Consider the following 12,753-nt stretch of genomic DNA (forward strand, 5'->3'; position numbering starts at 1 on the left):
TTCCGGGTTCCCTACCGCGCGGCGCTCCGGTCCACGGCCTCGAGCACCGGACGGAGCCCCGCGGGCCGCTCCGACGTCGGCAGGTGGTCCACGAAGTGGACCTCGCAGCCCAGATCGGCGGCCCCGCCGTCGGCGCGTCGATCGTCCCCCACCATCAACACCTCGCGCGGATCACGGCCGAGGCCCTCGCACGCCGACCGGAAGATCCGCGCATCAGGTTTCTGCACGCCGTGCTCGAACGACAGCGTGTACGTGTCGACCAGCGGGTCCAGGCCGTGAGCACGGAAGACCGGCCGCAGATCCCAGCCGATGTTGCTGACCACACCGACGCCGACGCCCCGCTCTCGCAGGCCGCGCAGTACCTCGGCCGCGTCGGGGTAGGGATGCCACGCCCGAGCCGTCATATGGCGGTCGTAGAGCGCGTCGTACATGCCGTCGTCCGGCAGGGGCACCTCGCGTGCGAGACCGGTGTACGCGGCCCTGTGCCGCTCCGTACTCGTGTCCCGCACCGCCCACAGGTCAGTCAGAGGGCGGGGTAGGCGCCGGGGAGGGGCCCCTCCCGGCAGTGCGCCGGCCGCCTCCAACCTCACGGCGCACTCGTCCAGTTCGTTCCCCGCCATGGAGTGTCCGCGCTCGTCGAGTACGGCACGCAGCCAGTCGCGCGCCGACTCGATGCGGAACAGCGTCCCCGAGAAGTCGAAGAGCACAGTTTTGAGCACCATGGCCCGATCTTCGGCGGGTCAGCGTCCGCGGGACAAGACCGTGCGCTCGTACGTGGCCACGGCGAGAGCAACGACGCATACGCCGAGCAGCCAGCCGCCGATCACGTCCGAGGGCCAGTGGACGCCCAGGTAGAGCCGGGTGAAGCCGACCCCCGCCACGGAGACGGCGGCGGCCACCACGCACCATGCCCAGACACGTCCCGCGGTGCCCCACCGCCGCGACAGCCAGAGCAGCAGCCCGCACGTGACCACGGCCGTCATCGCGTGCCCGGACGGAAAGGCCGCGTAGTGGGCCGAGTCGACAGGGTCGGGCCACTGGGGCCGATCACGTCCCACGACGGCCTTCACGGCCTGCTGGAGGGCCGTCGCGGCGGTGCTCGTCACCGCCACCCAGGCGGCGAGGAGACGTTCCCTGCGGAGCCACAGCCATACGACGGCCACCGCGGACAGCAACCGCATCGTCCACGGGTCCCACACCCAGTCGGTCAGAACGCGATTGACCTGTGTGAACGTCGGTTCGGTCACGGCGGAGCCGTGGAGCGCGTCCACGACCGCCCGGTCGAAGGACATCAGCGGGGCCCACGAGAGGGCGACGGGCACCAGCAGCAGTGCGGACAGGGCAGCGAACACGGCGCAGACGCGCGCGGGGCCGGCCGCCGGGCCCGGTCGCGTCGTGGGGGAGGAGGTGCGGGTGGGGTGGAGGGAGGACATGAACAGATCCTGTCCCTTTCGTGGTCATCTATCCCAGCGCGCGCAGCCCCGGGACGAAGGCCACCAGCAGCGGCACCACCGGCACCAGGGCGGCGGCGGCCGTCAGCCGCAGCCGACGGGCCGGGGTGAGCCGGGAGACCGGTGCCAGCAGCCGGTTCACCCGGTGCGGCAACTCCGCGTCCGGGGTGGGACACGGCCCGAACACCCCGCGCTCCTCATTCAGGTCCACCAGCGCCAGGGCGATCGTCAGCCGGCCGAAGCGCCGCGAGGCGACGTCGTCCGCCGCCAGCTCGACCAGCCGGTGCATCTCATCACGGAACGCGGCGAACACCGGGATCCGCGGAAAGCCATTGGCCAGGGCGGCGGAGCAGTGCAGCAGCCAGTCGTGCCGGGCCCGGGCATGGCCCTGCTCGTGGGCGAGGACGGCGTCGAGCCGGCGGCCCTCCAGGCGGCGCAACGCGGCCGTGGTGATCACCAGTTGGGGGGCCGGGCCCGGCAGCCACCACGCGTCGGGCCGCTCGCCCTCCAGGACGACCAGCGGCTCGCTGCCGGGCACCTCGCCGGGCATCAGCGGGGAGCGCACGAGGAGCTCGGTACGACGGCGCCTGCGCAGCAGATGGGACCTGCGGATCTCCCGGGCAAGCATGGCGCCGGTCCACAGACCGCCGCAGGCCAGGATCACGGCGAGCACCGCGGACCACGGCTCGCCGGCTCCCAGGGCGTACGCCTCGACGACCCCGGTCGGCGCGGACGCGAAGACACGGCCTCGCACGAGCTGCCACGCGGCGGCCGCACTCAAGGTCATCGACAGCGCGAACGACAGCAGCACGGCAGCCACGATGCACTGCCACACCCAGAGGGCGACTACGGGCTCGCGCTCCGGCCAGTCGGCACGCGACAACAGGCGCGGTGCGACGACGGCGGCCAGTGCGCCGAGCATGAGCAGCGCAAGCGAGACCATCATGGACTGCAGCCTATGAGCGCGGGGCTACTTGCGGGTATGGCCGCGTACGTCAAGTGACGCACGCCACGGTGTGATCGACGCCCTGCCGGGCGGCGCAGCCGGCCGTCGCGGTCCCGCTCAGAGAGCCAGCAGCATTGCCAGCATGGCGATCGCCATCGAGAGTCTGCAGGCGGGCACGAGAGTCGACGGTGACCCCGGGGAGGTCTGAATCACGAGCGCGCCACCCCCGACGGTGGCGAGCGGTATCAGCAGCTGGGGGCCCGATCTCAGCGCGTACACGGTGAAGTAGACGAGCAGTGCGCCCGTGACGACGGGCACTCCACCCGTCGCGTGTCCGCCGTGGCCTCCGTATGTGCCGCCGGTGGCCATGGCCACCGCCATGTAGATCATCGCGAGGCAGCCGACCACATGGTGCAGGTGACGGCCCGCGTGCCGCCGTGGCCGCACGGCCCGAACCGCGGCCGCGCCGAAGACCGCCGCGTACACCACCCAGTGCCACCGCGGCGATGTGAACACGGTGGCGGGAACCGACATCGCGGCCATGCCGAAACCCATCAGCGCCTCCGCTCCGGCCGCCTCCCGCGCCCGCCCGGAGGATCTGCGCATCCGCACCAGGCAGTACGCCCCGGTCGCGGCGCACAGAACCATGAGCAGCCAGCCGGACATCCCTGGTCCGTGCACGGCGCACCTCCCCCTCCGGCCGGCGTTCCACGGCGGTCGAGAACTCGATGCCCCGAGGCGCGCTTCGTACGCGAGCGCACGGGGGTACAGGGGGAGCGCGACGAGGGCGCAGAAGCGCCGCCGCGGCGGTGACCGGCCCGAAGGCCGGGCCGCGGGGCGGGATAGTGTCGTGGCCTCTGCACACAGGGAGAGGGAGGGCCCGCCAGATGGACACCGCACCGCCGAAGGACTCCGGCGAACTCACCTACCGCGACGCGGTCGAGGCCGATGTCCCGGTACTCGTCCCGCTGATCGAGTCGGCGTACCGCGGTGACTCGAGCCGAGCGGGCTGGACCACGGAGGCTGACATCCTCGCCGGGCAGCGCACCGATCCGCAGGGCGTCCTCGAGGTCATCACGGCGCCCGGCAGTCGGCTGATGATCGTGGAACGCGACGGCGTGCCGATCGCCTGCTGCCAGCTCGAGCACCGCGGCGAGGCAGCCTACTTCGGCATGTTCGCGGTGCGCCCCGAACTCCAGGGTGCGGGTCTGGGCCGCCGGATCATCGCGGAGGCGGAGCGCAGCGCGCGCCGGACATGGGGCGTCACGCAGATGCACATGACGGTGATCTCCGTGCGCGAGGAGCTCATCGCCTGGTACGAGCGCCGCGGATACCGTCGTACGGGTCGGATGAGCCCCTTCCCGTACGGCGACGAGCGCTTCGGTATCCCGCAGCGCGATGACCTCGCCTTCGAGCTGCTGGTGAAGGACCTCGTACGGATCGGGTGAAGGCCTCTGGCGAGTGACCTCGTACCGGGCGGTTGAACGCCCCCGGCGAGGGATCTCGTACCGGGCGGTTGAACGCCCCTGGCGAGGGATCTCGTGCGAGGCCGGTGAGGCCTCGCACGGACGGCGGCCGTCAGGCCGTGAAGCGGCCGGTCCGCCGGATCTCGGGGAAGTCGGTCGTCGCGCCGTCCAGCTCGAGAGCGCGCACCAGCCGCAGGTGATCCTGTGTGTTGACCACCCAGCCGATCACCCGCAGCCCTTCGGCGTGGGCTCGCTCGACGGTCTCCAGCGTCAGCCGGCGGATGTTCAACGCCAGGCAGTGCGCGCCCACCGTCTTTGCCCGCTCCACGATGTCGGCTCCCCAGCGGCTGGCGATCAGCACAGTGCGCACACCCGGCACCAGCGCCGAGATCTCGGCGATCGCCTCGTCGTGGAACGAGGACACCTCAACGCGCGGCACCAGATCCCGCCTGTGCATCACCTCGGCCAGCGCGCGCGCCGCGGCCACGTCCTTGATCTCCGCCTGGATCGGGGACTTCACGGCGTCGAGGACCTCCTCGAACACCGGCACCCGCTCGCCCCCGCCCGCGTCGAGCTGGCGCAGTTCGGCGAGGGTCTTCTCGGCGATCGGGCCGTGGCCGTCGGTCGTGCGGTCGACGTCGGCGTCGTGCATGACGGCGAGTGCGCCGTCCTTGCTCAGGTGCAGATCCAGCTCGATGGCGTCCATGCCGGACTCCTCGGCGCGGACGAAGGAACGCAGGGTGTTCTCCGGCTCGACGCCCATGACCCCGCGATGACCGATGGTGAGGAAAGTCAAGATTCTCTCGCTTCCGTCGACGGCGGCTCCCGCGGGGCGCAGCCTGGCGCCCGGCGGTAAGGACGCAGCCTAACGGCCTGTCCCGGTGACGTAACCGCTCTCGCGCGGGGTGTCCGGAAGCCGTGCCCGGGCCGTGTCCGCGCACCGCGGGGGCCCGGCCGTCGGGGCGCTTCACCCGCGGGTGGGCGCGTCCTGAGGCGGATTGACGGAGCGATCACCCTCGGTCCCGACCAGGGCCGCCGATGCAGCCGCCTCACGTGTCTCTCGCCGCAAAAACTGCGGCGATCAGGGGGGTCGCGCAGGATAATTTCCCAAGCCTCTACTTGTGAGAGAGAACCGCGCATGGATACGGTGTCTTGACGCGAGGTTCTCCCGTGAAGGAAGTGACATGACGGAAATTCTTGTGCAGGACGTGGCCGCAGGGGACATATCCCGGGCCGACAGGGTGATCGAGCACCCGAGCTGGCCGACGCTCAAGAATGCCGTCGAGCAGATCCGTCCCTGGCAGTCCAAGGACGGCTCGATCGACTTCGACGCAGAGGATGCGCCGGGCCGAGCCACGGTGGAGGCCGCCCTCGACCGTGTGATCGGCGCCGTGGAGGACCTGTCCCGGCTGCTCCCGCACGACGCCGCGTACCACCGCGCCCTCGTGGCCGACCTGCGCAAGTGGGCCGGTGCGGGCTTCGAGGTGCCGGACTTCCTGGACTCGCTGCTCGCCTTCCACCCGGCAGCGGACCGCGAGGACGGCCTCCAGCACCTGGTCGTCTTCCCGATGTACACGCAGAACGGGAATCCCGACCGCAATCTCGAGGCCGTCGTCCTTCGGATGGTGTGGCCGGAGTGGCTCTCCGAGCTGGAGCGCACCCGGTACGACAACCCGCTCTTCTGCGGCATCACCTTCGAGGACTTCACCGCCGGTTACGACACGAACTCCGCGGTGCTCTTCCCCGAGACCATCGCTGTGCGCGAGGCGCCCGAGCGCTTCACCTGGGGCGGCATCTTCTGCGACCGCGAGGCCGCCCGCTTCCGCGCCGTCACCGAAGAGGCCGTGCGCGTGCTCGCCCTGGAGCTGCCCGACGACATCCGCGAGATGGTCGCCGACCAGAAGCGCTGCGAGCAGGCCTTCGTGCTCTGGGACATGGTCCACGACCGCACCCACAGCCATGGCGACCTGCCCTTCGACCCGTTCATGATCAAGCAGCGCCAGCCGTTCTGGATGTACGGCCTGGAGGAGCTGCGCTGCGACCTCACCGCGTTCAAGGAGGCCGTGAAGCTGGAGGCCGAGGGCAACCAGCACGGCCGCGACGTCCAGTACGCGGTGCTCTTCGACCGGATGTTCCGCTTCCCCGTCTCCGGCGACCGGGTCCGCAACTACGACGGCCTCGGCGGCCAGCTCCTCTTCGCGTACCTGCACAAGCACGATGTCGTCCGCTGGACGGACAACACCCTGAAGATTGACTGGGAGCGTGCCCCGCAGGTCACCAACCAGCTCTGCGGTGAGATCGAGCAGCTCTACCGCGACGGCATCGACCGCCCCAAGCTGGTCCACTGGTTCGCCGCGTACGAACTGGTCTCCACCTACCTGGCGCCCCACCCGGGCTCGCGCTGGGCCAAGGGCCCCGACGCTCTCGACCTGTCCCAGCCGCCCCGCAAGCTCGTCGACGACGTGCTTCCGGACGAGTTTCCGCTGAGCATGTTCTATGAGGCGCTTTCCAAGAAGCTGAAGAACGTGATCGCCTCCACCAAGGGGATCACCGCCGCTTCCGCTTCCGGCGCTGCCGCATGAGCTCTCGCATCCAGGAGGCGACCATGAAGACCAACGGCAGCGGTGCTCTGGACGGCGCAGTGGTCGCAGTGGCGGGTGCGGCCGGCCCGGCCGGCCGGGCCGCGCTGCTGAGGCTGGCGGAGGCGGGCGCCGTCGTCGTCGCCTCCGACGCCGACCCCCAGCGGCTCGCCGAGGCGGTGGACGCCGCCAGGTACGCCCACGGCGGGGCCACTGTCACCGGTGACACCGTCGACCTGCTCGACCTGGACGCCGCCCGCGACTGGGCCAACAAGACGGAGAAGGAGTTCGGGCGGATCGACGGTCTGGTCCACCTCGTCGGCGGCTGGCGCGGCGGTGCCACGTTCGCCGAGACCAACCCCGCGGACTGGGAACTGCTCGAGAAGCTGCTGATCCGCACCGTCCAGAACACCTCGCTGGCCTTCCACGAGGGGCTGCAGCGCAGCGACAAGGGCCGCTATGTGCTGATCAGCGCGGCCGGCGCCTCCAACCCCACCGCGGGCAACGCCGCCTACGCGGCGGCCAAGGCCGCCGCCGAGGCGTGGACGCTGGCCCTCGCCGACGCCTTCCGCAAGGCGGGGGGCGAGCAGGGCCCCACGTCGGCGGCTGCCATTCTGGTCGTCAAGGCACTGGTGCACGACGCGATGCGCGCCGAGCGCCCGAATGCGAAGTTCGCGGGCTTCACCGACGTGACGGAGCTGGCCGAGGCCATCGCCGGAGTCTGGGACCGGCCCGCCCCGGAAGTGAATGGACAGCGTCTGTGGCTGACCCCCAAACCGTGAAGACCGACGCCCGGCGCCACCACGATCCGTCCGTGCGCGGGTTCGCCAGCGACAACTACGCGGGCGCCCACCCCGAGGTGCTCGCGGCGCTCGCCCTCGCCAACGGAGGCCACCAGGTCGCCTACGGCGGGGACGAGTACACCGACCACCTCCGGCGGATCATGCACAGCCACTTCGGCCCGACGGCGGAGGCCTTCCCGGTCTTCAACGGCACCGGCGCCAATGTGACGGCCCTCCAGGCCCTCACCGACCGCTGGGGCGCCGTGATCTGCGCCGAGACCGCACACATCAACGTCGATGAGGGCGGCGCTCCGGAACGGATGGGCGGCCTGAAGCTGCTGACCGTACCGACGCCGGACGGCAAGCTCACCCCCGAGCTCATCGACCGCCAGGCGTGGGGCTGGGACGACGAGCACCGTGCGATGCCGCAGGTCGTGTCGATCACCCAGAACACGGAACTCGGCACGGTCTACACCGTGGACGAGATCCGCGCGATCGTCGAACACGCGCACGGCCACGGCATGAAGGTCCACCTCGACGGGGCACGGATAGCCAACGCCGCGGCCTCGCTGGACGTCCCGATGAGGACGTTCACCAACGCCGCCGGTGTCGACGTCATGACCTTCGGCGGCACCAAGAACGGCATGCTCTTCGGTGAAGCGGTCGTCGTTCTGAACCCGGACGCGGTCAGCCACATGAAACATCTGCGCAAGCTGTCCATGCAGCTCGCCTCCAAGATGCGTTTCGTCTCGGTGCAGTTGGAAGCGCTGCTCGCCAAGGACCTGTGGCTGCGCAACGCCCGCCACTCCAACGAGATGGCCCAGCGGCTCGCCGCCGGTGTGCACCAGGTGGACGGCGTGGAGATCCTCTACCCGGTGCAGGCAAACGCCGTCTTCGCCCGCCTCCCGCACGAAGTGAGCGAGCGACTTCAGAAGCGGTTCCGCTTCTACTTCTGGGACGAGGCGGCCGGCGACGTGCGCTGGATGTGCTCGTTCGACACCACGGAAGAGGACGTGGACGCCTTTGTGCAGGCGCTCAAGGAAGAGATGGCGCGCTAGCCCGCGCTTTCCAGCGTGCAGAGGGGACGGCCGATCGAAAAGTCATTGACTGTCGATCGGCCGTTTTCTTGCGCGGGCCGTTTCCTTGCGCCCGCCTCGACGAAGGTTCAACAGCGTCTCACCGAGGGGTCGGTGAACGGGCTGTTGCTGCTCGAGGGAATGGCTCCGGAGGTGGACGGCGAGCTCGAGGCCGCAGCCGCCGAACTCGCCGGATCGCTGGAGAAGTTGAGCCCGGGGGCGCGAATCACCGTCCACCGCCGGGTCTGACTGCCCCGGGGCGTGTCGGCCGCGGTCCGGGCCGACGTGCGCCCTCGCGGGGTCTAGTGGGCCTCGCGGACCTCTGCAGGCGTCGGGGCCGTACCGCCGAGGTGCGCGGGCACCCACCAGGTGTCGGTCGCGTCCTTGGGGCGCACCGGATAGGCGCGCTGCGCCGCCTCCAGCAGCTCCTGCACCCCCTCGCGCAGCCGGCGGGTGATCGCGCCCGCGTACTGGTCGGCGGGCGCCTCGACGGGCTCGCCCACCCGGATCGTCACCGGGATGTGCGACCGCTTGAAGTTGCGCGGCCGTCCCTTGGTCCACAGTCGCTGGGTGCCCCACAGCGCCATCGGGATGAGCGGCACGCCGGCCTCCTGCGCGAGCCGGGCGGCACCGGACTTGAACGACTTCAGCGTGAACGACTGGGAGATCGTCGCCTCCGGGAAGACGCCGATGATCTCGCCCGAGCGCAGCGAGTCCAGCGCGTGCGCATAGGCCGCCTCGCCCTGCTTGCGGTCCACCGGGATGTGCTTCATGCCCCGCATCAGCGGCCCGGAAATCTTGTGCCGGAAGACCGAGTCCTTCGCCATGAAGCGGACCAGACGCTTCTGCGGCAGGGCGCCGAGGCCGGTGAAGATGAAGTCCAGATAGCTGATGTGATTACTGACCAGCACTGCTCCGCCGGTTCGCGGAATATTCTCCGACCCCTGAGTGTCGATCTTCAGGTCGAGCGCCTTGAACATCGTACGAGCGGCGCCGATGACCGGCCGATAGACGAGCTCTGCCATGGGGGGAGGACCCTTTCGTCATGCCCGGGGAGGGTTCGCCCGGTGGAAGTTACGCCGCCGTAGGTTTGCGGCATAGCGCGATCGTCCCCCATGTGTGGCGTACTGACCAGCCCTGGTGGCCTGCGAGGGCGAGATTCTCATCACGTCGTCCCAGGGAACTCCGGTACGGGTTGAGGGCTGCGGGAATCCTTGCCGCCATGTGAACGCTGCAGTTCCGAGGGAAGAACCCCGGCGAGGGAAAGGACGAAGGTGCGGGCTCAGGACGCGGAACGGCAACTCGGTGGAACAGGCCTGGGCGCGGAACGGCGGCTCGGCCGAATGGACTTGGGCGCGGAACTCGGGGAGCGGGCGACACTCGTCCAGTTCTCCACCGCCTTCTGCCAGCCGTGCCGGGCCACCCGCCGCACCCTGGCCGACGTCGCCGCCATGGTCGACGGGGTCGTCCATGTCGAGGTCGACGCGGAGGAGCGCCTCGCGCTCGTGCGCCGGCTGGACATCGTGAAGACGCCCACCGTGCTGGTCCTCGATGCGGGCGGACGGATTGTCACCAGAGCCTCCGGCGCCCCCCGCAGAGCCGATGTCATCGCGGCGCTCGGGCGGGCGGTGTGACCCGCACCTGGGCAGGCGCCATGGCAACGGGATCGAACGCTCGGTGCGGCATCCGTGACGCTGGTCGCACCTCCCTGTGCGCACTTGACTGTGCACGCCAAGTATCGCCAGGCTGGTCCCGTGCCTCCAGTACTCCTTCAGCACGGGCGGGTCCATGTCGACCTCGCCCGGAACGCGAGCGCGCGTTGTCCGGCTGTCCGAGCAGCCACAGCCGCATGATTCGCACACCCAGAAGGACATCTCGATGACGGCATCGCCCGATCTCGGCACCGCTCGGCTCGCCTCCCCCGACCTCCTCCGCTCCGTTTTCCGACAGCACGCGGCGGGCGTCGCGGTGATCACCGCGGGCGGCTCGCGCCCGGTGGGTTTCACTGCCACCTCGCTCACCTCCGTGGCCGCGGACCCCCCGCTGATCTCCTTCGGTGTCGGAACGGGCTCTTCGAGCTGGCCGGTCGTCGCGAACGCCGAACACGTCGGCGTCCACCTGCTCGGCGAGCACCAGCAGGAGCTGGCCGCCACCTTCGCGCGCAGCGGCGCCGACCGGTTCGCGCCGCCCACGAGCTGGCGCACGGGGCCCGAGGGCGTTCCCGTGCTCGACGGCGTGCTGGCGTGGATGGCGTGCCGCGTCGTCGCCAGGGTGCCCGCGGGGGACCATCGCATCGTGATCGCCGAGGCCGTTGTCGGCGATCCGGCGGGCGGGGGTCGTCCGCTGGTGTACCACCAGGGGCGCTTCACGGCGCTGAGGGACTGAGCCCAGTGGGCCAGCGGTCATGCCGTTGTCAAGGTCACAGTTCAAAGCGCTTGCTTAGCGGGAACGCACTGGGTGTACTGACGAGTAATATTTCGTTCGGAGCGCGGCCCGCCCCGACCGGGATCCGCCCCATCGGACGCCTATGCTGCGTTCACAAGGCAGTCCAGTAGAGACGATGCAGTAGGAGAGCCGGCGTGAGCCTGAGGATCGTTGTCTGTGTGAAGTACGTGCCCGACGCCACCGGCGATCGGCACTTCGCCGATGACCTGACCGTCGACCGAGACGACGTCGACGGCCTGCTGTCGGAGCTGGATGAGTACGCGGTGGAGCAGGCGCTGCAGATCGCGGACGAGGCGGACGACGCCGAGGTCACCGTGCTGACCGTCGGCCCCGAGGACGCCAAGGACGCGCTGCGCAAGGCGCTGTCGATGGGCGCCGACAAGGCCGTCCACGTCGAGGACGACGACCTGCACGGCTCCGACGTGATGGGCACCTCGCTGGTGCTGGCGAAGGCGATCGAGAAGACCGGTTACGACCTGGTCATCTGCGGTATGGCCTCCACCGACGGCACGATGGGCGTGCTGCCGGCGATCCTGTCGGAGCGCCTCGGCGTCCCGCAGGTCACGCTGCTCTCCGAGATCTCGGTCGAGGACGGCACCGTCAAGGGCCGTCGTGACGGCGACACCGCCTCCGAGCAGCTCGAGGCGTCGCTGCCGGCCGTCGTGTCCGTGACGGACCAGTCGGGCGAGGCGCGTTACCCGTCCTTCAAGGGCATCATGGCCGCCAAGAAGAAGCCGGTGGAGTCCCTGGACCTCGAGGACCTCGAGATCGACGCCGAAGAGGTCGGCCTCGAGGGCGCCTGGACCAAGGTCGACTCGGCCGCGGAGCGTCCGGCCCGCACCGCCGGAACGATCGTCAAGGACGAGGGCGAGGGCGGCAAGCAGCTGGCCGAGTTCCTGGCCGGCCAGAAGTTCATCTAAGGCTTCGGCCCCAACCGCCCCCTTCACACTTCGCAAGCAGGAGAGAAGAAGTCCCATGGCTGAAGTTCTCGTCTACGTCGACCACGTGGACGGTGCCGTCCGCAAGCCCACCCTGGAGCTGCTGACGCTGGCCCGTCGTATCGGCGAGCCCGTGGCGGTCGCCCTGGGCGCCGGTGCCGAAAACACCGCCGCCGCGCTCGCCGAGCACGGTGCGGTGAAGGTGCTGACCGCCGACGCGCCCGAGTTCGCCGACTACCTCGTCGTCCCGAAGGTCGACGCGCTGCAGGCCGCGTACGAGGCCGTCTCGCCGGCCGCCGTGCTCGTGCCGTCCTCCGCCGAGGGCAAGGAGATCGCGGCCCGTCTCGCGGTCCGTATCGGTTCCGGCATCATCACCGACGCCGTCGACCTCGAGGCCGGTGACGAGGGCGCGGTCGCGACGCAGTCCGCGTTCGCCGCCTCCTTCACCACCAAGTCCCGTGTCTCCAAGGGCACGCCGGTCATCACGGTCAAGCCGAACTCGGCCGCCGTGGAGGCCGTCCCGGCCGCGGGCGCCGTCGAGGCGCTGTCGGTGTCGTTCTCCGAGAAGGCCACCGGCACCAAGGTCGTCTCGCGCACGCCGCGTGAGTCGACGGGCCGCCCCGAGCTGACCGAGGCCGCGATCGTGGTCTCCGGTGGCCGTGGCGTCAACGGCGCGGAGAACTTCGCGATCATCGAGGCGCTGGCCGACTCGCTCGGCGCGGCGGTCGGTGCCTCGCGTGCCGCGGTCGACGCCGGCTGGTACCCGCACACCAACCAGGTCGGCCAGACCGGCAAGTCTGTCTCCCCGCAGCTGTACATCGCCTCCGGCATCTCCGGCGCGATCCAGCACCGGGCCGGCATGCAGACCTCGAAGACCATCGTGGCCATCAACAAGGACGCCGAGGCCCCGATCTTCGACCTGGTCGACTACGGCGTGGTCGGCGACCTCTTCGAGGTCGTCCCGCAGCTGACCGACGAGGTCAAGACCCGCAAGGGCTGATCTGCGTGTCGTCCGGCCCGGGGCCGCGTGGTGATCTTCACCGCGCGGCCCCGGCTCGTTGAGGCGCACC

Annotated in this window: 14 protein-coding genes and 1 pseudogene; 9 read left to right on the forward strand and 6 right to left on the reverse strand. The window is 70.3% G+C overall.

Features of this window, described 5'->3' with window-relative positions; translation table 11 throughout:
* Positions 1–11: 11 nt before the first annotated feature.
* The 4 genes from ACIQ7Q_RS09550 to ACIQ7Q_RS09565 all read right to left on the reverse strand — a co-directional run bounded on the left by ACIQ7Q_RS09550 (position 12) and on the right by ACIQ7Q_RS09565 (position 3,078).
* The gene (locus ACIQ7Q_RS09550; protein ID WP_403858338.1) at positions 12–722 is read right to left on the reverse strand and encodes an HAD family hydrolase; all 711 of its coding nucleotides are present in this window, start codon (positions 720–722) and stop codon (positions 12–14) included.
* Between the two features lie 18 nt (positions 723–740).
* Positions 741–1,433 (reverse strand): phosphatase PAP2 family protein, encoded by a 693-nt coding sequence (locus ACIQ7Q_RS09555; protein ID WP_403858340.1) that lies wholly within the window; start codon positions 1,431–1,433, stop codon positions 741–743.
* Positions 1,434–1,461: 28 nt separating this feature from the next.
* Complete coding sequence (locus ACIQ7Q_RS09560; protein ID WP_403858342.1) at positions 1,462–2,397, reverse strand: M56 family metallopeptidase; 936 nt, start codon at positions 2,395–2,397, stop codon at positions 1,462–1,464.
* A 117-nt stretch (positions 2,398–2,514) separates the two neighbouring features.
* Positions 2,515–3,078, reverse strand: a complete 564-nt coding sequence (locus ACIQ7Q_RS09565; protein ID WP_403858344.1) for a DUF5134 domain-containing protein — start codon at positions 3,076–3,078, stop codon at positions 2,515–2,517.
* Between the two features lie 206 nt (positions 3,079–3,284).
* Here ACIQ7Q_RS09565 and ACIQ7Q_RS09570 point away from each other — a divergent pair, with 206 nt between their 5' ends.
* Positions 3,285–3,845, forward strand: coding sequence for a GNAT family N-acetyltransferase (locus ACIQ7Q_RS09570; protein WP_403858346.1), 561 nt, complete (start codon positions 3,285–3,287; stop codon positions 3,843–3,845).
* 130 nt (positions 3,846–3,975) lie between these two features.
* On the opposite strand, the gene ACIQ7Q_RS09575 is transcribed toward ACIQ7Q_RS09570, so the two are convergent.
* A complete protein-coding gene (locus tag ACIQ7Q_RS09575; RefSeq protein ID WP_403858348.1) occupies positions 3,976–4,659 on the reverse strand; it encodes a glycerophosphodiester phosphodiesterase in 684 nt (227 codons plus the stop codon).
* Positions 4,660–5,047: 388 nt separating this feature from the next.
* Between ACIQ7Q_RS09575 and ACIQ7Q_RS09580 the strand changes: the two genes are divergently transcribed.
* The 4 genes and pseudogenes from ACIQ7Q_RS09580 to ACIQ7Q_RS09595 all read left to right on the forward strand — a co-directional run.
* The gene (locus tag ACIQ7Q_RS09580) at positions 5,048–6,445 is read left to right on the forward strand and encodes a DUF6421 family protein (RefSeq protein WP_403858350.1); all 1,398 of its coding nucleotides are present in this window, start codon (positions 5,048–5,050) and stop codon (positions 6,443–6,445) included.
* On the forward strand, positions 6,442–7,224 hold the full coding sequence (locus ACIQ7Q_RS09585; RefSeq protein WP_403858352.1) for an SDR family NAD(P)-dependent oxidoreductase: 783 nt from the start codon (positions 6,442–6,444) through the stop codon (positions 7,222–7,224). The genes ACIQ7Q_RS09580 and ACIQ7Q_RS09585 overlap by 4 nt, the downstream gene beginning before the upstream one ends.
* Entirely contained in the window at positions 7,203–8,282 is a 1,080-nt protein-coding gene (locus ACIQ7Q_RS09590; RefSeq protein WP_403858354.1) for a threonine aldolase family protein, read from the forward strand. The genes ACIQ7Q_RS09585 and ACIQ7Q_RS09590 overlap by 22 nt, the downstream gene beginning before the upstream one ends.
* Before the next feature lie 114 nt (positions 8,283–8,396).
* Positions 8,397–8,549, forward strand: a pseudogene (locus ACIQ7Q_RS09595) (cytoplasmic protein); the annotation flags it as partial.
* A gap of 53 nt (positions 8,550–8,602) precedes the next feature.
* Here the strand turns inward: ACIQ7Q_RS09595 and ACIQ7Q_RS09600 are convergent.
* On the reverse strand, positions 8,603–9,325 hold the full coding sequence (locus ACIQ7Q_RS09600) for a lysophospholipid acyltransferase family protein (protein ID WP_403858356.1): 723 nt from the start codon (positions 9,323–9,325) through the stop codon (positions 8,603–8,605).
* Between the two features lie 318 nt (positions 9,326–9,643).
* Here ACIQ7Q_RS09600 and ACIQ7Q_RS09605 point away from each other — a divergent pair, with 318 nt between their 5' ends.
* From ACIQ7Q_RS09605 to ACIQ7Q_RS09620, 4 genes are all read left to right on the forward strand, one after another.
* Positions 9,644–9,934: a TlpA family protein disulfide reductase gene (locus tag ACIQ7Q_RS09605; RefSeq protein ID WP_403859162.1), complete on the forward strand. Its 291-nt coding sequence runs from the start codon at positions 9,644–9,646 to the stop codon at positions 9,932–9,934.
* 244 nt (positions 9,935–10,178) lie between these two features.
* A complete protein-coding gene (locus ACIQ7Q_RS09610) occupies positions 10,179–10,685 on the forward strand; it encodes a flavin reductase family protein (RefSeq protein WP_403858358.1) in 507 nt (168 codons plus the stop codon).
* Positions 10,686–10,879: 194 nt separating this feature from the next.
* The gene (locus ACIQ7Q_RS09615) at positions 10,880–11,665 is read left to right on the forward strand and encodes an electron transfer flavoprotein subunit beta/FixA family protein (RefSeq protein WP_403858360.1); all 786 of its coding nucleotides are present in this window, start codon (positions 10,880–10,882) and stop codon (positions 11,663–11,665) included.
* Positions 11,666–11,720: 55 nt separating this feature from the next.
* The gene (locus ACIQ7Q_RS09620; protein ID WP_403858362.1) at positions 11,721–12,683 is read left to right on the forward strand and encodes an electron transfer flavoprotein subunit alpha/FixB family protein; all 963 of its coding nucleotides are present in this window, start codon (positions 11,721–11,723) and stop codon (positions 12,681–12,683) included.
* Positions 12,684–12,753: the final 70 nt, after the last annotated feature.

It is taken from the genome of Streptomyces sp. NPDC096176 (assembly GCF_044763255.1).
Lineage (GTDB): Bacteria > Actinomycetota > Actinomycetes > Streptomycetales > Streptomycetaceae > Streptomyces.

Excerpts from the sequence above, each read along its gene's own strand:
- ACIQ7Q_RS09550 (WP_403858338.1), bottom strand. The coding sequence starts at position 722 with ATGGTGCTCAAAACTGTGCTCTTCGACTTCTCGGGGACGCTGTTCCGC.
- ACIQ7Q_RS09555 (WP_403858340.1), bottom strand. The coding sequence starts at position 1,433 with ATGTCCTCCCTCCACCCCACCCGCACCTCCTCCCCCACGACGCGACCG.
- ACIQ7Q_RS09560 (WP_403858342.1), bottom strand. The coding sequence starts at position 2,397 with ATGATGGTCTCGCTTGCGCTGCTCATGCTCGGCGCACTGGCCGCCGTC.
- ACIQ7Q_RS09570 (WP_403858346.1), top strand. The coding sequence starts at position 3,285 with ATGGACACCGCACCGCCGAAGGACTCCGGCGAACTCACCTACCGCGAC.
- ACIQ7Q_RS09580 (WP_403858350.1), top strand. The coding sequence starts at position 5,048 with ATGACGGAAATTCTTGTGCAGGACGTGGCCGCAGGGGACATATCCCGG.
- ACIQ7Q_RS09585 (WP_403858352.1), top strand. The coding sequence starts at position 6,442 with ATGAGCTCTCGCATCCAGGAGGCGACCATGAAGACCAACGGCAGCGGT.
- ACIQ7Q_RS09600 (WP_403858356.1), bottom strand. The coding sequence starts at position 9,325 with ATGGCAGAGCTCGTCTATCGGCCGGTCATCGGCGCCGCTCGTACGATG.
- ACIQ7Q_RS09605 (WP_403859162.1), top strand. The coding sequence starts at position 9,644 with ATGGACTTGGGCGCGGAACTCGGGGAGCGGGCGACACTCGTCCAGTTC.
- ACIQ7Q_RS09610 (WP_403858358.1), top strand. The coding sequence starts at position 10,179 with ATGACGGCATCGCCCGATCTCGGCACCGCTCGGCTCGCCTCCCCCGAC.
- ACIQ7Q_RS09620 (WP_403858362.1), top strand. The coding sequence starts at position 11,721 with ATGGCTGAAGTTCTCGTCTACGTCGACCACGTGGACGGTGCCGTCCGC.